Genomic DNA, 23,394 nt, shown 5'->3' with positions numbered 1-23,394 from the left:
TAGATAAGGAGATCTAAAATGTATTCAGCTTCTCAGCAACGATATAACAAAATGATTTACAACCGGGTTGGCCGAAGCGGCTTAAAGCTGTCAGCGATTGGTCTGGGCCTTTGGCATAACTTTGGCAGCGTCGATTCTTTTGAAAATCAAAAGGCAATCATCCACCAAGCATTTGACCTGGGAATCACCTACTTTGACTTAGCCAATAATTATGGCCCAATTCCCGGCAGTGCCGAGGAAAACTTCGGTCAAATCATGGCTGGCGATATGAAACCCTATCGTGATGAAATGATCATCGCTAGTAAGGCTGGCTACACCATGTGGCCGGGCCCATATGGAGATTGGGGATCCCGAAAATACATCATGGCCAGCGCCAATCAAAGCTTGAAGCGGACGGGATTAGATTATTTTGATATTTTCTATTCCCACCGACCGGATCCAAACACCCCAGTCGAAGAAACGGCCATGGCACTTGATGAATTAGTCCACCAAGGAAAAGCGTTATACATTGGTATTTCCAACTATGATGGCGTCCAGACCAAGGCGATTACCAAAGTTTTCAATGAGTTAAAAACACCGTTTGTCATCCATCAACCCAGATACAATATGTTTGACCGGTCAGTTGAAACTGACCTCTTCCCCGTTCTGAAAGCTGAACATAAAGCCGCGGTCAGCTTTAGCTCACTTGCCCAAGGCCTATTAAGCGATCGGTATTTAAACGGCATCCCAGCAGACTCACGCGCTCATAAGACGACCAGTCCCTTCCTCCATGAAGATCAGGTGGAAAAGACATTGGCAACCGTTAAACAATTGAACCAAGTTGCTAAAGACCGTGGTCAATCCTTAGCCGAAATGGCATTGGCATGGAACCTACGGGAACCAGAGATTGCCTCGGTATTAGTCGGCGCCAGTCGACCATCTCAATTGGTTGATAATGTGAAAGCGCTGGACCATTTGGCCTTTACACCAGCGGAATTAACTAAAATCGATCACATTTTGAAATAACAATTAATTGCCACATTGGCGACTTAATTACAGAAAATAAGCCACTCATCTAAACGCTCTAACTTGAACGTCTGGATGAGTGGCTTTTGTTTAATCAGCACCAAATCATTTAGCCGGCTTCAAACCATGCATTACAAATTCAACTGTTTCCTTACTGGCTTGATCAATGTCCAATTCACCACCAGCCAACACTTTCGGTAACAGATAAGTCAGCACCGTGCCAAAAATATACTGAATAATTCGTTGAAGCGGCCAACGGACCAATTGCCCATCTTCTTGATACTTTCGAATCACATTACCTAACGGACTATTAATAATGTTGGCAGCCTCTTTGCCAATCAGTGAGACCAGGTTGGCATTCCGCGTAATTTCCTGTAACAGGATTCGCAGCTGTTGGCGGTTGTCCAATGCAAACTTCATTCGGTTTTTGACCGCCTTTTCTAAAAATTCATCAATTGTCGGAGTTGCATTTTGCGCCATATCGACCATAAATTCTGTGACCGCTTTGGGTAAGACTTGGTGAATGAACGGTTCCAGGATTGCTTTTAGGATGCCATCTTTCGTCTTGAATTGTTTATACACCGTTCCTTCAGACACCGCTGCCCGATCGGCAATATCTCTTGTACTGGTGCGATCAAATCCCTTTTGCGAGAAAAGTTCCAAGCTTGCCCGCAGAACGGCTTGTTGTTTAGCCGATAAATCTGACTGGTCCAAACTTTCTGAAAACAGCGTTGTAAAGTTTTTATTTGCCATTGAATCAACCCTCCTAGACCTGTCGATAGTGTCGCATGGATAACATATTGAGCACAAGGAACACGACCACAAATATTAACAAGATTCCCAAACTCGGGGCAATGTCACCAATTGTTGCCCCTTTTTGAATCACGTCACTCATCGACTGGGCACCATAGTATAACGGCATAATTTTGGCCACTGGCTGCAGCCAATCGGCCATTTGATTAACCGGAATAATGCCCGAGAAGAAAATTTGGGGAATCACGACAATTGGGATGAACTGAACCATCTGGAACTCCGACGAGGCAAACGTCGAAATTAATAGTCCCAGCGTTAAGGCGACGACCGCCAAGAGGATGTTAATCAAAAAGATGTTCCAAATGTTCCCCAGAATCTGAATGTTAAAGACATAGATTGTAAAGAGGACGACCAACAGGGTTTGAATCAGGGCAAAGATCCCATAGCCTGATAGGTAGCCCATAATTACCTCTCCACGCTTGATTGGGGTCGCCAGCAGCCGGTTCAATGTTCCAGTTGTCCGTTCCCGCAGCAACGCAATTCCAGAAATCAGGAAAACAAAGAAGAAGACCACAAACCCAATTAAGATTGGCAGGAGCGTATTAAAGTACGTCGAATTCGAACTCCCATACAAGTAATGGGTCGTCACCGTGTAACTTGGGGCGGCTTTCAGTTGCTTTCCCGCCGCCGGTTGTGCGACTTGCTTGCCGTTTCCCGCTCGACCCATTTGGCGGGTCACAGCAGCTAAAGCGGCCTGCATCTTTTTCAAAGCCTTCGCCTGCGTCTTGATGGCGGTCCGGGCTGCCTTAGATTTCAATTCAATTTGACCTTTTTGTAGGCTTTGCTTTAGAATCGCGGTTTTGCTTTGATCGCTATTTTGCAAGGTCAGTGTCAGATGATCACCATTTTGACTCAACACTCCAGCATAATCGTGATCCCGGATGATTGTTTCGGCGCTCTTATCTGAACTAATTTGGTGAATCTTAACATGATTATTATTGACCGCCTTCACAAGAGTTGTGTCCACATTGCGAACGCCCAACGCCGCCGTTTGGTCCGTATTAGACTGAAACAAAAAATATAATAGCGATAAAATGAACAGCGGCGCGATGAACATTAACGCCAAAGTTCGTTTGTCTCGTAACATTTCTGTCAGAATTCGCTTAATCATTGTTAGTATGCGCATCTTGCTGCCTCCCTGCCGCTAAAAATACTGTTTCGATCGACTTAACGCCATATTCCGTAATCAACTGCTTTGGAGTCCCCTGGGCAATTGCGGCGCCATTTCTGATCATCATGACGTCATCAGCTTCTTCAGCATCCTCCATAACGTGAGTCGTTAAGAGGATGGTCCGGCCGGCATTGGCTAATTTATGGAGTTCATTCCAAATTTGCTGGCGAAGTTCTGGATCAATCCCAACGGTCGGCTCGTCCAAAATCAAGATTTCAGGGTCAGAAACCAGGGCAATGGCAAGCGACAACCGCCGCTTCATGCCACCAGAATAATCTTTCACGTACTTCTTTAGATCTGGAACCAAATTCACAATGTTGGCCGCATAGGGAATCTTTTCTTTCAAGGCTTTGCGGGAAATTCCCTGCATTGACCCAAAAAACATGAGATTTTCGTTGGCGGTTAACGATTCATATAGCGCATCTGTTTGCGCCATAAAACCGATCTTGGCTAATAATTGCCGATTAGGCATCGGTGTGTCTAACACCGTCACCTGACCTTTCATCGGCTTAAGCATCCCCATAATCGTACTGACCAGAGTCGTTTTGCCAGCGCCACTCGGGCCAATCAAGGCTAAAATTTCGCCGCTGTTCACCGTCAAATTGATGTCTTTTAAAACGACTGTCTTGCCATAACCTTGTTCAAGGTCTGAAACCTGAATCACTTCCGTCATATCCATCACCCTTTTTTATTTAATAAGTGACCACTCACTCATTATTATAAACGGGTTCCGTTTTTTTGCAAGCGTTACCGGCAAATTGAGTCAATTTGCCGGTAGATGCCATCATATCAACGATTGTCAGTAACATCATGTTCCATTTTCATTTGCATTACTTTTTATCTTTGTTAAACTAGTTGTCAACGCTAAACAGGAGGTACTCATGGATTCAGAAAACACGACAAAGATTGGACTTTTTCAACTGATAATGCTGACACTCGGATCACTAATTGGTTCAGGATGGTTATTCGGTTCTTGGGAGGCAACCAAAATCGCCGGCCCAGCCGCAATCATCTCTTGGGTCATTGGTGGTATCGTCATTGCCGCTATCGCATATGATTATGTCGAAATTGGGGCAATGTTCCCAGAAGCAGGTGGCATGAGCCGGTACGCTCAATATTCTCACGGACCACTTTTGGGGTTCATCGCTTCTTGGGCGAACTGGATTTCCCTGATTACGTTGATCCCGATTGAAGCAGTCGCGGCCGTTCAGTATATGAGTTCATGGCCTTGGTCATGGGCAAACTGGACCCACGTTTTCTTGAAAAATGGCACCATTACTACTGCTGGGCTAATGGTGGTATTCATCTTCATCATTTTATTTACCTTGTTAAATTTCTGGTCAGTTAAATTATTGACCAGCTTCACCAGTTTAATTTCGATTCTTAAAATCGGGGTTCCAGCCCTAACAATTATCATGCTGACGGTATCGGGATTCTTCCCCCAAAACTACGGGCATTCCTTGCATGAATTTATGCCTTATGGGACCGCACCAATCTTCGCAGCAACATCCGCTGCCGGAATCATCTTTTCATTTAACGCCTTTCAAACCGTTATCAACATGGGCAGTGAAATTAAAAATTCCCGTCGTAACATCGGTCGCGGTATTTTTATTTCATTGTTGATTAGTGGAATTATTTACATCTTAATTCAAAGCACCTACATCACTGCTTTGGAACCATCGATGCTTGCCAAACACGGTTGGAGTGGCATTGACTTCAATTCGCCCTTTGCCGACCTGGCGATTATGCTCGGAATTCGGTGGTTGTCCGTTCTGTTGTATATGGATGCCTTCGTTTCTCCGGTTGGAACCGGGGTCTCATTCGCTGCATCAACCGGGAGAGCACTATACGCAATGGAAAGTAACCAACACATCCCAAGCTTCATCGGTAAAATCAATAAAAAATATGGGATTCCGCGGGTTGCCATGATTGTCAATTTAGTTTTGAGTATGCTGATGGTTTCAGTATTTAGGTCATGGTCAACACTTGCCACTGTCATTTCCACCTCTACGCTGATTGCCTACTTAACTGGTCCCGTTACCGCTGTCGCTTTTCGCAAGATGGCACCTAATTTCAAACGACCCGTTCGCCTGAAAAATTTAAACTGGATGGCACCACTGTCATTTGTGCTTGCCTCACTTGCTGTCTATTGGGCAATGTGGCCCACAACCGTCGAAGTTATCCTAGTCATTTTGCTAGGACTGCCCTTTTACTTCTATTATGAATATCGGGCAGGTTTTGTTGATACCCGGAAGGCTTTTTACTCCAGTATGTGGATGATCGTTTATTTGATTTTTATTTCGGTTATGTCTTACATCGGTAGTAAGCAGTTCAAAGGTATCGACTGGATTCATTATCCGTATGACTTCGTCGTTATTATTGCCTTTTCGTTAGGTTTTTATTACTGGGGCATCCACACTGCCCGAATTTTCCCTGACTTTTATCAAGCCAAGGCCTTAAATGACACCGTACAGGTTGAAGATTAACTCATAACTGATCATTATCATTGAAAGAGCGCAATTCATTCTATTTCGGAATGCTTGCGCTCTTTGTTTAATTTCTGGGATTAACTTGCTTTCGCAAACGGTTAGTGTTTTTCTCAAGTTATAGTATGATAATGATGTAAGAACTCAAGTAAAGGATGGCAAGATAGATGAAATTTATTTCATGGAACGTCAACGGATTACGAGCGGTTGTCAAAAAAGATTTCGATAAAACATTTAACGACTTAGACGCCGACTTTTTCTGCATTCAAGAAACCAAAATGCAGGCAGGTCAACTCAAGTTAGAACTGCCTGGTTACCACCAATACTTTGATTATGCCGAGCGAAAGGGCTATTCTGGAACGGCCATTTTCACCAAGCATGAGCCTCTGAACGTCTCCTATGGGATTCAAGCTGACGAATTTGATCACGAAGGCCGGGCAATCACCTTGGAGTATCCGGATTTTTACCTTGTAAACAGTTATGTCCCAAACTCCGGGGCCGGCCTCAAACGATTAGACTTCCGCATGGGCTGGGACACCGCCTTTCAAAATTATCTGGCTAACTTGAATCAAGACAAACCGGTCATTCTTTGTGGCGATCTAAACGTTGCCCACAAGGAAATTGACTTGAAAAATCCGCAATCCAACCACCATAATGCCGGCTTCACCGACGAGGAACGCCAGTCATTCGGCCATTTCTTAGACCAAGGCTTCATGGATACCTTTCGCCATTTTTACCCAGACATGACCGATATTTATTCTTGGTGGAGCTACCGGTTCCACGCCCGTGATCGCAATGCCGGTTGGCGGATCGATTACTTTATTGCGAGCGAGCGGTTTGCCGATCAAATTAAGGACTCAAAAATCTTAACGGATGTGTTTGGATCCGATCATTGTCCGGTTGAGCTAGTCACCAAAGCTGATTAACCTTTGGCTGTTAGTGATAACCACAGTTTTATTTTTGTTCAATCCCACTAATGAATTCTTGAAGATTCAAACCTAGACTTAAACTAGGTCACTTTTTAGTTGTGATGGGTTCCAATCGCTCATTCAGTGAATGGCTGATAAGCCCTTTCAATCCATTGTTTAGAATCTAAACCACAAGGAGAATTCACTATGGCAGACTTACAAATTAACCGCCGCTTGATCATGACCCCCGGTCCCACGCTCGTTGATCCCCGGGTTTCTCAAGCAATGAGCAACCAGATCTTGGGCCAATTTGACCCGGATTTTACCGATATCATGGATCACACGATGGCACTGATTCGAAAGAGCTTCTCAACCAATAACCAGTTTTCATTTCCAATCGATGGTTCAAGTCGGGCTGGCTTGGAAGCCGTCATTGGCAGTATTGTTGAACCTGGGGACGATGTCCTCGTGCCCATCATCGGCCGATTTGGCGATCTAGCCGTTGAATTAGCTCAAAGGGCTGGTGGCAATGTTCACACCATTGAAACTGACTGGGGCCAAGTTCTCGATCAGGATCAGATTATTGCAGAAATTAAGCGCTTGAAGCCCAAAGTCGTTGCAATGGTTCACGGTGAAACATCGACTGGCCGGCTTCAACCACTCGATCGAATTGGCAAAGCCGTCCGCCAAGTTGGTGGCTTCCTCGTTATCGATTGTGTCGCTTCCTACATGGGAACTCCTGTGTTAGTTGATGATTGGCAAATTGATGCAGCAGTCGGCGGTGCCCAGAAATGCCTCTCAGTGCCTGCTGGGATTACGCCCATCACGTTTAACGATCGTTTCGCTGAAGCAATTAATCAGCGCAAGCGGATTGAACGGGGCGTCCGTAGTGCAGAAGATGCTGACCAAGCGGCATTCATCACTAGTAATTATCTAGACTTAACCCAGCTCCAAGACTACTGGTCACCCCGCCGATTGAATCATCACACAGAAGCAACCGTTTCGGTCTATGGTTTAAACGTTGGCCTACAGCTTGCCCTTGAGGAAGGCCTGGAGAATCGCTATGCCCGTCATCTTCGCATTCATCGGGCACTTAATGCCGGCCTGACTGCCCTGGGCCTTCACATTTTTAATGAAGGCGATCACGAAATGCCGATGGTCACTTGTGTTGAAATCCCCGCTAGTTTAGGCGACGGGGAGTTCTTTAAAGCCATGTTGTTGAAAGAATTTGGCGTTGAAATTTCAAGCTCGTTCGGTAGCCTTCACGGCAAGATTTGGCGCATCGGCACAATGGGTTACGTTGCCGAAAAAACCAACATGGTCAACTTTATCGCCTTGCTGGCAGCGGCGTTACTCACTGCTGGAGTCAATGTTGACACCAAGGCTGGTTTGGCCGCCTTCAATCAAGTTTATTCAGATTAATGACATCTTCTAAAAAAGGCCAATCGTATCAGTAGCCCCCTTGGGGTTGCTGGCGCGATTGGCCTTTTTGTTTCATTACCTAAAGTTCCAAGTATTTATTTGTAAAGCCGATATTGCTTGGAATCATGTTGCCCATCTTCTGTTGATTTAACCATGCATAGAATTTCTCCCAGCGATTCTGGTCAAAGGCGCCCCAGAGGCCGTCTGTTGGCCGGTAATGCTTGCTGATCTCCAGCTGGCTTTGGATTACCAACGGTTCCTGCAGCATCCGATCCGGCACGTATCGCATCAGAATCTGGGCCGCTTCTTCCGGAAATTGTTCAGCAAACGCAAACCCTTTGCGGGTGGCTCGTAAGAATTTTCTCGCAAGGTCGCCGTGTTCTCCGAGAAAATGCGTATTGGCTGCCAAGACGGGTGTGTAGTAATCAAAAGCGGGTACATAATCTTTGACATAGAAGAAATGATAGGCTTCGTTGGTCTCACTCAAATTGGCCATCAACCCTTCCCAGTGATGATAAACGAAGATGCCATCGTACTTTTGTTCGGCCAAATCTTTCACTGGATTAAAAATCATATCGTTGGGAACAATTGTGACTTGATTAAAATCGCCGCCATCGGCATTAATCGTATCTCTGATAATTGCCTGCTCAGTCGGATAACCAAAGGTCGCATAGGTGTTGCCGGTGAAATCCTTTGGTCGGGTAATCTTATGGTTCGTCAATAATCCTGACAAATTGTGATCATTCAACGCTGCAATGGCAACCAGCGGCGCATTTTCATCCTTTACAAAGACATCTGACAACGACATCTGCTCAGTAATCGCAAAATCCGCTTTTCGCTGCAAGAGCCAATCCCGGCCATCTGCATGATCATCAGGCATGAAGATTGATAAGTTCAAGCCTTCATCTTCATAATACCCATTATCAATTGCGGCATAAAAACCGGTATGGTTGGTATTTGGGATCCACTCTAGTGCTAATCGAATTGTTTCAGTTTTCATGATTTCCTCCTAATTACTAACGACATGGCTTCGCTGCAACATCTTGACGATCATCATATTGATCACCCCACTAAAAATAAATGTAGAAATAAGGCGAATGATGAACAACGTTATCAACAACCCCAGTGAATATTTTGAGTATCCGTAAAAGATCATTTCCCGGACAAATGTCACGACGGTCACAAAAATGACACTGAGACTCAAACTCAACCAATTCCAAACTTTATAGCCCGTGGCCAAGTAGCCCAGTTCAGCGCCTGCACCTTGAACCAACCCGGCAATCACGGCTGCCGCCCCAAACTGCCCGCCGATAAACATCTCGACAATCGAAGCCAGCGTTTCAACCAAAGTTGCCGATCCTGGCACTCGAAATAATAGGCCAGCCAGTGGTCCGGCCATCACCCAGACGCCTTCGAGAATATCGTTGGCGGCCGGTGCCAAGCCAAACGGGGTCAAGGCGGCGGTTAATGTCGTATAAATTGGGCCCAGAACCCAATAAATCACCCCAAAAAATAAGGCAATTAATGTCAAGGTAATGACATCTTTCAATGAAAATTTGCGCATAAAAAATGGTCCTCCATTGTTCATGGGGCACCAAGTTTGAGAGAAAAGTCGACTCAATAATTGCATAGATTGAGCTCCTATCAAAAGCAACGGATAGCAGCAAACTTTTTCCCTTCGCTGGTACTAACCAGATCAGGTTCAACGAGTATCATCTCAGCCAAAATTGGCACCCCAAGTTATTTTGTTCTTATAAAGGATATCATTCAGTTAAAAGAAAGTGAAGTATACTGATTATCTATGGATGGATACCCAAATTTATTTAACAATTACTTATATTTAAAATATAATGTTTTTATTAACATATAATTATACGAAAGGAACATAGATCTTGAAAAAATTTTGTTTAATATCATTTCTAGTTTTAGTGTTTAGTTCATTTGGTTCATCAGAGGTTTCTTTTGCGTCTTCCCACAGCACAATTCCTAAAATTTTTCGTGGAACATGGTACACATATATGGGGAAAGAAAAATGGTCAGCAACAAAATACACTGCCCACTCCATTTTAGGATTTAATGTCAATAAAGCTGGAAAAAGGATCAGCAAATATTATTGGAAGTCAACACCTCGGAGTAAAGGGTTCAACAAGCTATATGTTACACGTCAAGCAGCAAATCACTCCAACGAACCAAACACAATTGATCGCGTAAATTACTCGTTTACTAAGGGAGACGGCGGAATGCATTGGATTGGAAAAATTAAAATACACGGGAAATATTATCAAGAACTCTGCGATTTCGAAAGTGGCCCTGAATATGTCAACGTATCCTTACGATACCGATATCCCCATGATTTCACACATGTATACTAATTTAATCGTTGTTTTATAAAAAAAGCGACAACCAATAAAATGATTGCCGTCTTTTGAGCACAAATGGTTCAATGCCCCTGCCAAGGTGCTTTTATCATACAACAAATTACGATATTACCCAACCAAATCCCAAATAGTTTTAAAGAGGAAAATAATCAACACCACAATAATAATCGGTCGAGCAATCTTGCTGCCAAAGCGTTTGTAATAACTGGCGCCAAGAAAATTACCAATGATACTAAAAGCTCCTGCCGTCAGGCCCAATAACATGATGACCTTACCGCTTAATAGGAATACCACCAACGCCGTAATATTTGTTGTTAAATTGATTACCTTAGTGTTGCCAGCTGCTAGATTAATTGGTAAATGAGCAAGGCCGGTTAATGTGATCAACAAAAAGGTCCCTGTTCCCGGTCCATAGAAACCATCGTACGCACCCAGCCCCAGTGAAATTCCCAGGGTGATAAAAAATTGAGTTCCCGTTAACTGAGAATCGGCCAATTTAGAATTTAAAGCATGCCGATTTAGCAACAAGTAAAGAGCAGTTGCCGGCAGAATCACCAATAAAATAAGGCGGAAATACTGATCACTAATATGTAATGCCAATCGAGCCCCCAAGGATGAGCCGATGACAGCTGCTACGACCGAAAAGAAGGCCAGCTTCACTCGAATGTAACCACTGCGGGCAAATTCAAGCGTGGAGATAGTGGTGCCCATTGCCGACGATAATTTATTCGTCCCAACTGCGAAGTGAGCTGGAATTCCCGCCATCAAATAAGCCGGAAGTGAAATTAAGCCACCGCCGCCACCAATCGCATCCACAAACCCAGCAAGAAATACCAGCGGGCAAACAATTAAAAATTCTGTCAACACTAGAACTCATCCCTTCAATTACCTGATAGATACTTATCATCATAATCTAAGAATTTCACCTAGTCTATGCTTTCAAACGAATCAAAAGCCTCACTAACTAAATTTAGCGATAATCTGATTTAAGCCCGCCAACACAATCTCAGCATTGTCACCAAGTAAATCCTCGATGGCTTCATCTGTTTGAGCTAAGAAGGTATGAACCCTGGCAGCCCACTGGCGCGCCTTCGGAGTTAATAGAATCTTTTTATAGCGACTATCATTTTCCAAAGCAACTCGCACAATTAAATCCTTTTTTTCCATCAGTTTTAACAGTGTCGTTGCTGAAGACTTTTGAATATTGAACTCATGCTCCACATCACGCTGAAAGATATCTTGCTGCTTTTCTAACCGATAAATGTAATCAATCGTACTCATTTGAACCTGGGTCAGCCCCATCTGTCGCGCCATCCCATCGGCGTATCTTTGAAGCGCATTATTAGTTTTTTTTATCGCAATACCAATCGATTGTGTCATCGCTATTCACCTACCAATTTGTTCTAATCCTAACTATCCATATTGAATATCATATCATACTTGGTAATTATTGGGGCATATGAATAAAACGACTTGTTTGGTTGGAAATGATATGGTATTATTTTTAAATATTTCTAAATAGAACTATTTAAAAACGGAGGTATTTTATGGATCGACAAATTACTAAAAAATTATATTTAGCCATTATTGCAACTGGCCTAATGGCATTTTGTGGCGTCCTCATCGAAACTGCTATGAACATCACTTTCCCAACGTTGATGAAAGAATTTAACGTCCCAACTGCCACCATCCAGTGGCTGACAACATCTTATTTGATGATCGTATCAATTTTTGTGCCAATTTCTTCATATTTGAAGAAACGCTTTACAACTCGGCAACTCTTCTTAACTGCAAATTTACTCTTCATTATTGGCTTGTTAATCGATACCTTTTCTAGTTCGTTTGGCATTCTTGTGGTTGGCCGGCTCGTTCAGGGAAGCGGTACAGGAATTGCCCTTCCCCTCATGTACAACATTATTCTTGACCAAGCCCCACTGAATAAGATTGGCTTTTTGATGGGAATCGGCACCCTAGTAACCGCTATTGCCCCAGCACTAGGCCCAACATATGGTGGGTTATTAGTTGATTACAACTGGCATTTAATCTTTGCATTTTTGCTCATCTTTATGCTAATTTCATTAGGATGTGGCCTTTATGCCATTAATCCAGCTAAGGCCACCGGCTCTGCCAAATTAGATTGGTTGGGCTGGGGAGAAATTGCGATCGGATTTGTCAGCTTAATTATCGGCTTTAGCAGCCTCAGCAATTCATTCATGCGTTTTTGCATCTTTTTAATAATCGGGATTGCATGCGTGATTTTATTTGTCCACCACTCGAATCATGTTCCCAATCCAATCATCAACCTTAGAGTCATGGAAAATGCTTCATTTAATTTTCACTTGCTAAGTTATTTTCTGATTCAGATTTTGGTTGTTGGTATTGCGTTCGTGCTACCAAATTACATGCAAATCGTCAATCACACTTCCGCCACAATTGCTGGTCTTGCTCTCTTGCCTGGAGCCGCTATCGGTGCTTGTCTTGCACCAATTGGTGGAAAAATTTATGATCGTTTAGGACCAACTAAGCCAATTTTGACGGGTCTCACGTTTCAGTTAATTTCGGTCGTATTATTAACCGGAATCGTCAAAAATGCTACAACGCCAATCATCACAATCGCTTATACCCTCACGATGCTTGGCATTGGCTTTGCAGCCGGCAACATTATGACAAATGGTTTGAATCAAATCACCAGGGAAAACAATGCTGATGGGAATGCGCTATTTAGTACCATGCAGCAATTCGCAGGTGCAGCAGGAACTTCAATTGTCTCTGTTATCTTCGGGTTTTTCCAAGGGTCAGCTACCGGTTCATATGTCTCCAATACAATTGCTGGTGCCAGATACGCCTTTATCTATTTAATCTCCATTGTGCTGATTAATAGTCTGTCAATTATTATGGGACTTATCAAAAGCCACCGACACGCATAAGCTTCGATGCTAACCCGCTTTCCCGAAGTCCAGATAAATCAAATAGCCCTGCTCAAAAATCACATATGACGTGGTTATTTTGAGCAGGGCTTATTGATTATTGAATTCTGTCACTGACTCACACTCATCGTCTCGGCCTGTTGCATATTGGCAACGGTCCCTTTAAACTGCATGTCAAACCGCTGGGCAACGTGATCCCACACGTGTTTGATGTGATCAATTGCATCTTCAGGCGCCGTTCCGGTAATCACCAGATACATATCCTTGCCGGCAAACGGATTATCCTCTGAACGGACTTCGGTCATCCGATCAATGAAGGTCTTCATGTAGCCTGTCATATCAGACCAATAAATTGGCGTTCCAAACACCAAGGTATCAACACTGGCCATCTGATCGCAAACTTTCGCAAAGTCATCGTGATCATTTTGCTGGCCATATTGAGCAATCTTCAAGTCTGCCAAATTGATCGTTTCGTACTTCTGCCCATCAATCAACGTTTTCGCCAATGTTTCGGTATCTCCATTGGCCTCAGCACTTGCATTAATAAATAAAATCATCTAAAAAGCCCCCTTGTGAGCGGGCAGATCCAAGCAGGATAACGTCTCGCTGCACAAATCTCGTTTGATCAGATTTCTGCGACAGGTATTATGTTTCCGACTCTGCCTTGGATGAACTGTCCTTTGACATTCCAATTTTAGAATACACCAGAAGTCTGAAAGGGGGTTAGAGATTTGTTTAAAAATAAGCCTTCACGAACAAATCAATTGCCAGCCCGAATGCCAGCATACTGACAACAATCTTGAGGACTTTTTCAGGAATGACCCGAACAATTTTCGGCCCAATATAGCCACCAACAAAGAGGCCTAGTCCAAGTGGGATTACCAGCCACCAATAGATATGGGATTTGAATGCAAAGATCAGGGTGGCGACTAAGTTGGATGCGCCTAGTGAAACATTCTTCAGAGCGTTGTATGACGAATATGGCATTGAAGTCGTGGCCGACAAAATTGCCAGCATCATCACCCCACCAGCGGCGCCAAAGTAACCGCAGTAGGCACCAACAAACAAAACGGCCGCAACAACAATTATTGTAATCATGAGGCTACGATGTGAGTGGACCGAGAGTGAAGCCGCTGGGTGACCTGCCGTCGTCTTTTTGATGCTGGTGAGCATCAAGATGCCTGCCAGTAAGATGAAGAACGGGACAACTTTGGTAAAGGAAGCGGAAGGTTGTTCAAGCAGTAATACCGACCCAACCACACTGCCAAGGATTGTCAGTGGCAGCACTTTAATCAAATCCTTCTTATGATCCCCAAGTTCTTTTTGTGATGAAACTGTCGAACCAAAGCCGGTCATTACCAGTGCGGCGGTGTTGGTCACATTCGCGAATACCGGTGGAATCCCAACTGATAACAGTGCGGGATAAGAAACTAACGAAGCCATCCCCGCTGTCGTACTCACCACGCCTGCTAAAATTCCCACAGGAAAAAGAATTGCGATCATGTCGATCATGTTTGTTGTCATATGTAGAATCATCTCTCCCTCATCGATATATGGTGCTATGTAAAAAGCCATAAGATTAAAATACAATTAAATTATGAGAAAATCAACAGTTTTATGGTAAATAATTCAATAAAAACAGCCCGCTGAAATCAATCAGTGAGCCGATCATTATTGAATGAGTGATTAAACTGATCTGAGCCATTTTCTCAGAATGGTTGATCTTTTTCAGCAATATCTCGCTCCAACCCGTTTGCCTGACGATCCCGATCATCGTAGGAGTACCAAACCCCACTTAGGATCAAAACAATCACGCCTGCGATGATCAGTTCAAGTGAAAAGCTCAAAATCAAGTACGCTGTGACCATCAAGGCAATCACCGGAATGGTTAACCCCCCGGGCAGCTCGAATCCTTGAGGCAATTTACTGTGATTTCGTAATTTGATTGTCGCCACAATCGTTGGAACATATTGAACGAAAGATGTGAAAACGATGCAGGATGCTAAAAACAGATAGTTACCAGCAAATAACATCAGCGCACAAACCGCACAAGAAATCAGTAATGACGCCACTGGTACCCCGCGCTTATTTTGATGGCCAAGCATCCGCGGCAAAAGTTGATGTTCAGAAGCCAATGAGCTGGCAATCGTGGGTGTCGAAAACGAAACCGACAGCGCCACTCCCAAAATTGAAATTAGCATTCCTGCCAATGCCAGATCATAACCGATCGTTCCGGCAATTCGGAAAAACGAAGCGGCAACCGGCACGTTTTCACCAGCCAACCGCGGCCCAGAAACCCCGATTGCCGCAAATTGGACAATCAAATAAAGGGTGGCAGAAGTCAGCAACACGCTAATAAGTGCTTTGGGTAACGTTTTTTCGGGATTCTTCATTTTGGAAGCCGCAATTGGCAAAAATGAAAAACCGGTAAACATGTAAAAGACCATGCCGAAGCCTTGATTGAATCGGCCAAACAATGGTGACTCATTCGCGAGGCTCCCAGTAACGTTACTGAAGTTGGCAGGATGAATGAAAAATAATCCCATTGCGACAAACAGTACCAGCACGCCCACTTTGGCAATCGTCGAGATATTGTCGACCCAATCCATGAAATTTGTTCCAATTAAATTGAGACAGGTCAGAACCGCAAGAATTCCCAGTGCAACTAATAAGTAATTTCGATGGTCATTCAGGCTTGGGAACACGCTGCGAAGGCTGGTTACAAACGCTGAAATTTCTGTTGCCATCGTGATGATTCCAAGCAACCAAGTGTAGATACCAATTTCAAATCCGGCAAACCGGCCAAACGCTGTGTATGTATACAACCAAGCCCCGCCATCACCGGGAATCTTACTGGCCAAATTTGCGAAACATAACGCAATCATCAATACGGAAATTCCTGCCAAGGGCATCAGTACCATACTCAAATCCCCTAACTTAGCGTAGATCCGGCTGGGCATCAGAAAAATCCCGGAACCGATAATGCCATCGACACCGAGGAGAAAGACACTGAGAAAATTAAGTTGCTTGGTAGTTGTCCGGTGAGCCATGGTAAAAGACTTCCTTTGAAGTTGAATAGCGACTAAGAATAGCCTACTTTTCATTCAGACGAATCCGCTTACATAAGAATTTTAACATTTCAGCTCAGTCAAAGACACAATTCTGCCCACCGGGAAACACAAGTGTTCCTAAATTCTAATATGAAAATGGCGGGGACCAAGCAAGCTTCAGCACGTTTGGTCCCCACCATTTTCAATTCATGATTATTAATTTTATTCTAGTACCAACTGATTTCGTTACTCACCACAATATAATTAATAATCCGTGATTAAGCTCCCAAATACATATACATCATCGACATCATTCCGTACAATTTCACGGTTGCTTGCTTCTGTTCGGCTTGTTTATCCCGCTGAATTTGCTTATAAAGGATTAGATCCTCTGTTGAAGTCGGTTGCATGTCCACCACCTCCTCGAATCCATGATACACCCAATTAAAAGTTGTCTTCAAAATAAATTTAAAAAAAGAGCCCTATTCGGACCCTTTAGCAACAACTTTAGTCGAATTTTTCCGTGATCCTAAGTACCTTATCAGAACAACTACCAAAGCAATTGCCGAAATTACGGTTGCCATCCAAAAGACGTTATAAAACGCTTGGATGAATCGATCGCCCACTGCTCTGGTAATTCGGGTAACCCCTGGCAGCTGGAAGAACAGCATTGATGACGCGAAACTAATGCCGACAGTCATCCCCAGCGTCCGGGCAAATGAGTTAAGAGAACCGGCAATTCCTGACATTTTCTTGTCAACCATCCCCATGGTCAGCGCGTTGTTAGGTGACAAGAAGATGGCCATTCCGATCCCGTTCAATACGATCGGTGGAATGATCCGCCACATATCCAAATTTTGCGGGAAAAAGGCATAACCAATTTGTGAAATCATCAAGATTAATAATCCAACGACCGTCATGAGTTCCCGGTTAATTCGATCGGCCAATACCCCTGCAAATGGCGTTGTGACCAACATCGTCACAGACTGAAGCATAATGACCAAGCCACTCATAAAGGGGCTCATGCCATTATAGCTTTGTAAATAAAATGGCATCAAAATATTAGAAACTGAGTTGACCAACATGACCAACATCAGGGCAAAGATCGAGGTCATGAAGCCGCGATTATGCAACACTTCCGGGGCAATCCACGGCAAGTTGGATTTATCATCCTGAACAAATGAATAGATTGTGATTGCCCCACCAATGATGAAGAACGCCAAACCCATTAGTAGCTTTGAGCGGCCACTCTGGAAAAAGGAACCGCTTAGAAAGAAGATGATAATGCCCAATGTGAACAAGTTTTGCCCCGTCCAATTAGCCCCCTTGGTCACTTCGCGAACATGCGCCCAGGATTCACGCGGCACTGGTAATAGTTTGAATCCCAACCAAAGCACCAAGATCCCAAGCGGAATATTAATCCAGTAAATCCATCGCCAACTAGCCGCCGAAATGATGAAGCCACCAATTCCTGGACCTGAAATTGACCCAACCGAAATAAACATCGAGATCATTGCCAAAGCTTCAGCCCGTCGTTTATCCGAAAAATACTCGGTTACAATTCCCATCGAATTGGCCATAATCATCGCCGACCCGATGGCCTGAATCACTCGTCCAAACAAAATAATCACAAAATCTGGTGCAAATCCAGTGATGGCAGAACCCGCCAAGAAGGCAAGCCCCCCAGCCAGGAAAACCACGTCCTTCGACAAAATGTCACCAATATGACCAAACATCACCAATAAAATCGCCGTGGTAATTAACCCAATTTGAACAATCCAAGTGGCCATACTACTGGAAATATCCATTGAAATTGCAATTTTTGGAATCGCCAAATTTGTACTGGACCCTGATAATGCCGTTAAAAACGAAAATAATCCCAGTACGATAATGATCGATAGGCTTTTCCCTCGACTCTCAGCCATCATACCCCCTCCTTACTATTCCACACTTATTTATAACATGAATTTCCAGAGAAGTTGGCAATAATGCTTATGAATCCAGCATTGAATCAGAAGTAATATTTACATAGATAGGTATCTTGAAATAGTTTCCCCGTTTGCCTGAAACTTACATTGAAGTGAGTTGATCTGAAACCACGATCCTTATTTATCACCAATTCCCAACCGCTTCTTTTGGGGCACAATTACTCGGTTCCAGATGCTTTGCAAAACAATGTAACCGAAGACGACGCCAACCAACGCACTCAAAAAGAAGCTTGGGATGAATAAGAAAATCGCCCCGGTTGCGCCCATTAGCCACTTGGCAATTGGGTAAGCCACAATTGCGCCGATGATCCCGGTCCCGATTAATTCACCAAAGGCGGCAAAAATCAGCTTTTGCGTCTTTTGGAAGACCCAGCCAACACAAAACGCGCCAATCATACTGCCGGGAAAGGCCAAGATCGTCCCCGTGCCAAGTAAATTGCGAATCAGTGACGTGATAAATGCTTGGGTTAACGCCCACCATGGTCCAACCAGCACGCCGGAAACCAGGTTAATCAAATGTTGCATTGGGGCCACCTTTGCCACGCCAATGGTAAATTCAAACATACTGCCGCCGACAACCCCGATTGCGGATAGTACTGCCGTCAATACCAAACGATACGTTGTATTTTTTCCCATAAAAATAGAGCCTCCCGTTGTCTTGGATAACAAAAAGAGACCCACACTTAGGCTTCACTTAACATCTTTCCTACGCTGGCGTTAACCAGATCAGGTTCGAAGGGTCCAGAAATTGCTTCTGTCTCAGCCAAATGGCTCCCCTAATGTTATCTAAACATTATTTAAAATTGCAGTGACCATTATACGTGAAAATTAAGCTCCTGTCATTATTTATTCGGAAATGATCTTCCCAACCGAGGCTTAGCTGGGTGACCTCGTCGTTGCGCCAGCCTTAAATTCGCTAATTACCTGCAAGAATTCCGCACCGTATTTAGTCATTTTGCTCTCGCCAACCCCTTTGACGTCTAACATTTCAGCCTCGGTGGTTGGCATGACTGCACTCATTTCGTGTAAGGTCTTATCAGAGAAGATCACAAACGGCGGCACACTTTGCTTTTCGGCAAAAGAACGCCTGAGTTTTCGCAGTTCTTCAAATAAATCATCATTCTCAGGCAACGCTTTAGCCGCCTTAACGGACGTTTTCCGGGAAACTTTTTGTTCACCTTTCAAGACTGCCAAGCCCAACTTTGAGACTTTCAGAACTGGAAATTGGCCACCCGTCGCAACCAGGTAACCGGCTGCCGTGAGATAATCAATTAATTCAACAATCTTCTTTTGAGACTGACCTTTCATGATGCCATAAGTTGATAGCTGGTTAAAATGGAAGTTATTTACCTTTTGTGAGTTAGAGCCCGCCAATACCAACGCCACCAGGCTTTTACCAAAGTGCTCATTCATTCGGTAAACACATGACAACACTTTTTGGGTATCAACGGTAATATCCTGCGATTCACGGGTATCAAGACAATTGCTGCACCGCCCGCAGGTTGGCCCTTCTTCACCAAAATAGTTAAGAATAAATTGTTGCAGGCACTGTTCCGTATTGGCATATTCGGTCATCACCTGTAACTTTTGATACTCGCGTTGTTTGCTCTGTTCGTCACGCTCGGATTGGTCAATAAAGAAACGTTGGGTCTGAACGTCGCCAATCTTAAACAATAAAATTGCTTCACTTGGTAGACCGTCTCGGCCAGCCCGGCCAGCTTCTTGATAGTAAGCTTCTAAGCTACCGGGAACCGAATCGTGAATAACAAACCGAACGTTGCTCTTATCAATTCCCATGCCAAATGCGTTGGTTGCGACCATCACTAATGCCCGATCGTAAAGAAAATCATCTTGATTTTGCCGCCGAACTTCCTTTGAGAGACCACCATGATACATAGTGACTGAAAAATGATGCTTTTTCAGCAATTTGGTTAACCGCTCAACTTCCTTACGGGTACTGGCATAAATAATCCCAGACTCAGTCGCATTCAGCTTCAAATAGTCCAGTAAATAACGATCACTGTCTTGATCCTTTACGACTTTAAACGATAAATTGTCCCGTTCAAAGCCAGTCTTAACTTCCTCCCCAATCGCTAAGCGCTGTTTAATATCTTCAGCAACTCGTGGTGTGGCAGTGGCGGTGAGGGCCACAATCGTCGGGTTAGAGGGCAGCTGATCGAGCCGATCGGTCAATGCCAGATAGCTCGGCCGGAAGTCATGGCCCCACTGGGAAATACAATGCGCTTCATCGACGGCCACCAAATCAATTGGTAATTTTGCCAATCGGAAAAACGCCCCGGAATCCAAACGTTCCGGTGAAACGTACAGCAACTTAATTTCACCGTTGACGGCTTGAGCAAATCGTGCATCAATCTCATCATAATCCAGGCTGCTATTAATAAAGGTGGCCGGAATACCATTTTCATTCAAAGCATCAACCTGGTCCTTCATCAGCGCAATCAACGGGGAAACTACCAACGTCACGCCATCAAGCAGCATAGCCGGAATTTGGTAACAGAGTGATTTCCCGCCACCAGTGGGCATAATGGTCAACACATTCTGATGAGCCAAAATGTCATTAATCACCTTTTCCTGTCCCGGTCGAAACTGATCATAGCCAAATTTAGTTTTCAGTAATTCTTGAGGTGTCATGTAGCCAGTCCTTTTCGTTTTAGTCACTCACTATAGTATACGAAAAAAACGCACTCGTTTCATTGGAAAAGAATGAAGGTTGGTATTTTAATTGAGATGAGACTGGAATGGGCGTTTTGAGGCTGAGACATTAGTCGGCAAAGTGTTTATAAATGCAACTTGGTTTTCACTTCATATATTGATAAAACTTGCGACAAACGGCTGATCCCGGCCATTTAATCCAAGTATGAGTGGCGATCCAAGTTAATGACTACCGGATGGAATTTAACAATCACTTTATCTTCGGGCAATTAACCAACAAGCCAGTGCATAACCTAACCGTTGGGCAGTTCGCGCTGTTGGATGAATCTTATGATCCTGTAATGTTTGATCACGGTTACGCCAACTAATGACCGTCGGCGCAATTTGATTAAAGTCAACCACCACCGCGCGGTTTCGCCGGTAGGTTCCCGCTTCAGCCGCCCGCAACTGACCAAAGGTGTAACCATACATGTTCGGAATATGATCACAACTTCGCCCGAGCATATCGTAACGGGAAATTGGCAAGATTCCGTATACCGTCGCACCTGGATTAACTTTGTGAATATAGTTGATTTCTAATGCCAGATGATGAGTCACATTTTGCAAACTACCTGATCTGGATCCATTTGTATAGTCGTTAGTACCAATTTGGACAAAGATCAGATTCATCTTCTTAATTGTCTTACGTTGGTGTTTCAAAACTTCACTCAAGTCCTCTGGAACAATTCGATTATATCTACCGCCAACGTATCTAAACCGATGCCCCACAATTTGGGCACTGGGAACTGCTTCATTATGGACTTTAGGCTTCGCACCCAGATATTTTCTGGTCCAGTCCGGATAGGCATCGTTTAAGTAAAAATGATAACCGTCCCATCCAGACGGAATCGAATCCCCAAACACGCCAATCCGTTTATGAATAAATCGATTTCCTGCTTTGGGCAATTTGATGTGAAATGATTGACTGCCAATTTCCTTAACTTGAGAATGAAACACCCAGTATGTATGTTGGCCATTGGCACTCATCAATTTGAAGACGACCCTTTTTTGACCATTTACCACAACGTGGGCCACCTGTGTGCGATACCAAGCTGTCCTTAAATAACGTTTGGCAGAAACGGATCGTTTAAAACTGAGGCTGGTGTATAGATAGGCTCGTTTCCTAACTGCGTATGCGTGCGCATGAATCGACAGGACCGCATGCACGTGAACATCCTTGATTGGATCAGCTTGAACTCCTTGCTGACTAACCATTAAGCCACACGCTATTATGAAGCTAATAAGCCAAAAGAAACGCCCCTTATGTAACAAAACAAATCCTCCCCAATTAATCAACCGCCGCATTCTAATTATTAATTATACGATAAGTTCGATTACTGGATTGTTTCGTTTTGGTTACAGGCGGGGCGACGAATTCAACCGTCTTCATTTTGCTTAACACCATACATAGTTAGTTATAGCAATTAACAAGTAGAATATTAGTCGGCAAATTATTTCTGAATACAACTTAGCTCACAATTCTTACAGTGACTAGGCTTGAAACAAAGGCTGATCATAGAATACAAAAAACAATGCATCCCAAAAAACAGAATGCATTGGTTCTTTCATTGAAATTCTGGGAGTAAATCACCTTTCGTCCCAATCTTTCCGAATTTTAGGACAGCTCCTCAAAGCAATAGCCTGCACATAAGCACCACAAACAAAAATCCAGAACCGGGATTTCTACTTTCGGCAATTTATGCTCCGGTTATTAACGCTTTACTGCGCTCACTTGTTTAGGACAGCTCCGACACAACTGATGCTAACATCTAAAGGGCTTTGAACTCAAACCCAAAACCGGGGTTTAAGCCCAAAGCCCTTTAGATACCGCATCACCCGTTGCTTGTCGCTCACTTGTTTAGGACAGCTCCTCAAAGCAGAGATCTGCATGTAAGCACCTCGAACAAAAATTCCCAAAACCGGAATTTCCGTTCGAGGAGACTTACACTCCGATCTCTAACCGCTTTGTTCCGCTCACTCTCATTTTTTACTTGTAATAAATTTTGACAAACTGTTTGTTGGCCGTAACGTAGCCGCCACTTACAACCAACCGCTTCGTTCCTGATTTGGTCAATGAGGTTGCGTGGCTATACGTATACCCCTTGACAGTTAATTTGGTTCCCTGCTTGTAAGAGCCGTTACGTTTCGTGAAGTTAGCATCCCGGTAGCGATTAATTGGTTGTTTAACGGTAATCCGTTTAGGCATCTTAACTCTGCCCAACTGAACTAATTTTCGATTACTGGTAATGTAGTTGCCGTCAGCGAGTACCAGATAACGACGAGTCAAATTATGGGTAACCAAGTCCCCAACTTTAACGACTTGACCTTGCGGATAGTGTCGAACAGTGCTGGTTAAATTACGATTTCGATACTCTTTAACTCCTGTAGGACTGATAACTGTAATCACGGATTGTTTACTTTGATAATAAACGGGGCGAACGTACTTGGCGTTAGCCGTAAGAAGCTGTCTAAAATCTCTTAAGTAATAGTGCTAAAAACGCTAAAACGACCATTTGCAGACTGGTGGTTAATTG

General features: G+C 43.9%; 20 protein-coding genes, 1 pseudogene and 2 riboswitches. Of the genes and pseudogenes, 5 read left to right on the top strand and 16 right to left on the bottom strand.

Features of this window, described 5'->3' with window-relative positions; translation table 11 throughout:
* Positions 1 to 18 precede the first annotated feature (18 nt).
* Positions 19 to 1,005 (top strand): aldo/keto reductase, encoded by a 987-nt coding sequence (locus QUF07_RS07880; protein ID WP_217342163.1) that lies wholly within the window; start codon positions 19 to 21, stop codon positions 1,003 to 1,005.
* 105 nt (positions 1,006 to 1,110) lie between these two features.
* On the opposite strand, the gene QUF07_RS07875 is transcribed toward QUF07_RS07880, so the two are convergent.
* Genes QUF07_RS07875 through QUF07_RS07865 form a run of 3 tightly spaced genes read right to left on the bottom strand, consistent with a single transcriptional unit; the run spans position 1,111 to position 3,668 of the window.
* Positions 1,111 to 1,758, bottom strand: a complete 648-nt coding sequence (locus tag QUF07_RS07875) for a TetR/AcrR family transcriptional regulator (RefSeq protein ID WP_217165083.1) — start codon at positions 1,756 to 1,758, stop codon at positions 1,111 to 1,113.
* Positions 1,759 to 1,771: 13 nt separating this feature from the next.
* Complete coding sequence (locus tag QUF07_RS07870) at positions 1,772 to 2,944, bottom strand: ABC transporter permease (protein WP_217165082.1); 1,173 nt, start codon at positions 2,942 to 2,944, stop codon at positions 1,772 to 1,774.
* On the bottom strand, positions 2,922 to 3,668 hold the full coding sequence (locus tag QUF07_RS07865) for an ABC transporter ATP-binding protein (RefSeq protein WP_430673537.1): 747 nt from the start codon (positions 3,666 to 3,668) through the stop codon (positions 2,922 to 2,924). Before QUF07_RS07865 ends, QUF07_RS07870 begins: the two co-directional genes overlap by 23 nt.
* A 202-nt stretch (positions 3,669 to 3,870) precedes the next feature.
* Between QUF07_RS07865 and QUF07_RS07860 the strand changes: the two genes are divergently transcribed.
* The 3 genes from QUF07_RS07860 to QUF07_RS07850 all read left to right on the top strand — a co-directional run bounded on the left by QUF07_RS07860 (position 3,871) and on the right by QUF07_RS07850 (position 7,805).
* Entirely contained in the window at positions 3,871 to 5,475 is a 1,605-nt protein-coding gene (locus QUF07_RS07860) for an APC family permease (RefSeq protein WP_289427142.1), read from the top strand.
* Between the two features lie 167 nt (positions 5,476 to 5,642).
* On the top strand, positions 5,643 to 6,401 hold the full coding sequence (locus tag QUF07_RS07855) for an exodeoxyribonuclease III (protein WP_217164222.1): 759 nt from the start codon (positions 5,643 to 5,645) through the stop codon (positions 6,399 to 6,401).
* 189 nt (positions 6,402 to 6,590) lie between these two features.
* Positions 6,591 to 7,805, top strand: a complete 1,215-nt coding sequence (locus tag QUF07_RS07850; protein WP_289427141.1) for a pyridoxal-phosphate-dependent aminotransferase family protein — start codon at positions 6,591 to 6,593, stop codon at positions 7,803 to 7,805.
* Positions 7,806 to 7,884: 79 nt separating this feature from the next.
* Here QUF07_RS07850 and QUF07_RS07845 read toward each other — a convergent pair whose 3' ends face one another.
* The 4 genes from QUF07_RS07845 to QUF07_RS07830 form a co-directional block, all read right to left on the bottom strand.
* Positions 7,885 to 8,805, bottom strand: coding sequence for an ABC transporter substrate-binding protein (locus QUF07_RS07845; RefSeq protein WP_289427140.1), 921 nt, complete (start codon positions 8,803 to 8,805; stop codon positions 7,885 to 7,887).
* A 9-nt stretch (positions 8,806 to 8,814) separates the two neighbouring features.
* Positions 8,815 to 9,369 (bottom strand): ECF transporter S component, encoded by a 555-nt coding sequence (locus tag QUF07_RS07840; RefSeq protein WP_217164216.1) that lies wholly within the window; start codon positions 9,367 to 9,369, stop codon positions 8,815 to 8,817.
* 89 nt (positions 9,370 to 9,458) lie between these two features.
* Positions 9,459 to 9,553, bottom strand: a riboswitch (TPP riboswitch).
* Positions 9,554 to 10,291: 738 nt separating this feature from the next.
* The gene (locus QUF07_RS07835; protein ID WP_217164214.1) at positions 10,292 to 11,050 is read right to left on the bottom strand and encodes a sulfite exporter TauE/SafE family protein; all 759 of its coding nucleotides are present in this window, start codon (positions 11,048 to 11,050) and stop codon (positions 10,292 to 10,294) included.
* Between the two features lie 93 nt (positions 11,051 to 11,143).
* Entirely contained in the window at positions 11,144 to 11,563 is a 420-nt protein-coding gene (locus tag QUF07_RS07830; protein WP_217164212.1) for a MarR family winged helix-turn-helix transcriptional regulator, read from the bottom strand.
* Between the two features lie 167 nt (positions 11,564 to 11,730).
* Between QUF07_RS07830 and QUF07_RS07825 the strand changes: the two genes are divergently transcribed.
* Positions 11,731 to 13,110: an MFS transporter gene (locus QUF07_RS07825; RefSeq protein WP_217164210.1), complete on the top strand. Its 1,380-nt coding sequence runs from the start codon at positions 11,731 to 11,733 to the stop codon at positions 13,108 to 13,110.
* A gap of 110 nt (positions 13,111 to 13,220) precedes the next feature.
* Here the strand turns inward: QUF07_RS07825 and QUF07_RS07820 are convergent, their stop codons facing one another.
* The 9 genes and pseudogenes from QUF07_RS07820 to QUF07_RS14130 form a co-directional block, all read right to left on the bottom strand.
* Positions 13,221 to 13,667, bottom strand: coding sequence for a flavodoxin family protein (locus QUF07_RS07820; RefSeq protein WP_217164208.1), 447 nt, complete (start codon positions 13,665 to 13,667; stop codon positions 13,221 to 13,223).
* A gap of 178 nt (positions 13,668 to 13,845) precedes the next feature.
* The gene (locus QUF07_RS07815; protein WP_249778475.1) at positions 13,846 to 14,634 is read right to left on the bottom strand and encodes a sulfite exporter TauE/SafE family protein; all 789 of its coding nucleotides are present in this window, start codon (positions 14,632 to 14,634) and stop codon (positions 13,846 to 13,848) included.
* A 185-nt stretch (positions 14,635 to 14,819) separates the two neighbouring features.
* Positions 14,820 to 16,160: an APC family permease gene (locus tag QUF07_RS07810; RefSeq protein ID WP_289427139.1), complete on the bottom strand. Its 1,341-nt coding sequence runs from the start codon at positions 16,158 to 16,160 to the stop codon at positions 14,820 to 14,822.
* A 278-nt stretch (positions 16,161 to 16,438) separates the two neighbouring features.
* Positions 16,439 to 16,570 (bottom strand): hypothetical protein, encoded by a 132-nt coding sequence (locus QUF07_RS07805; protein ID WP_283812280.1) that lies wholly within the window; start codon positions 16,568 to 16,570, stop codon positions 16,439 to 16,441.
* A gap of 72 nt (positions 16,571 to 16,642) precedes the next feature.
* Positions 16,643 to 18,088, bottom strand: a complete 1,446-nt coding sequence (locus QUF07_RS07800; protein ID WP_289427138.1) for an MFS transporter — start codon at positions 18,086 to 18,088, stop codon at positions 16,643 to 16,645.
* Between the two features lie 177 nt (positions 18,089 to 18,265).
* Positions 18,266 to 18,784, bottom strand: coding sequence for an energy coupling factor transporter S component ThiW (gene thiW, locus QUF07_RS07795; protein WP_217164202.1), 519 nt, complete (start codon positions 18,782 to 18,784; stop codon positions 18,266 to 18,268).
* 49 nt (positions 18,785 to 18,833) lie between these two features.
* Positions 18,834 to 18,936, bottom strand: a riboswitch (TPP riboswitch).
* Between the two features lie 88 nt (positions 18,937 to 19,024).
* Entirely contained in the window at positions 19,025 to 20,800 is a 1,776-nt protein-coding gene (recQ, locus tag QUF07_RS07790) for a DNA helicase RecQ (RefSeq protein WP_217164200.1), read from the bottom strand.
* Positions 20,801 to 21,076: 276 nt separating this feature from the next.
* Positions 21,077 to 22,075 carry an SGNH/GDSL hydrolase family protein gene (locus tag QUF07_RS07785; RefSeq protein ID WP_289427137.1) on the bottom strand — a complete coding sequence of 333 codons (999 nt, stop codon included), beginning with the start codon at positions 22,073 to 22,075 and terminating at the stop codon, positions 21,077 to 21,079.
* A 772-nt stretch (positions 22,076 to 22,847) separates the two neighbouring features.
* Positions 22,848 to 23,276 (bottom strand): annotated as a pseudogene (locus tag QUF07_RS14130) (DUF5776 domain-containing protein); the annotation flags it as partial.
* Positions 23,277 to 23,394: the final 118 nt, after the last annotated feature.

The organism is Lentilactobacillus sp. TOM.63, from assembly GCF_030361045.1.
Classification (GTDB): Bacteria; Bacillota; Bacilli; order Lactobacillales; family Lactobacillaceae; genus Lentilactobacillus; species Lentilactobacillus dabitei.
This window is presented reverse-complemented; position numbering and strand designations above follow the sequence as displayed.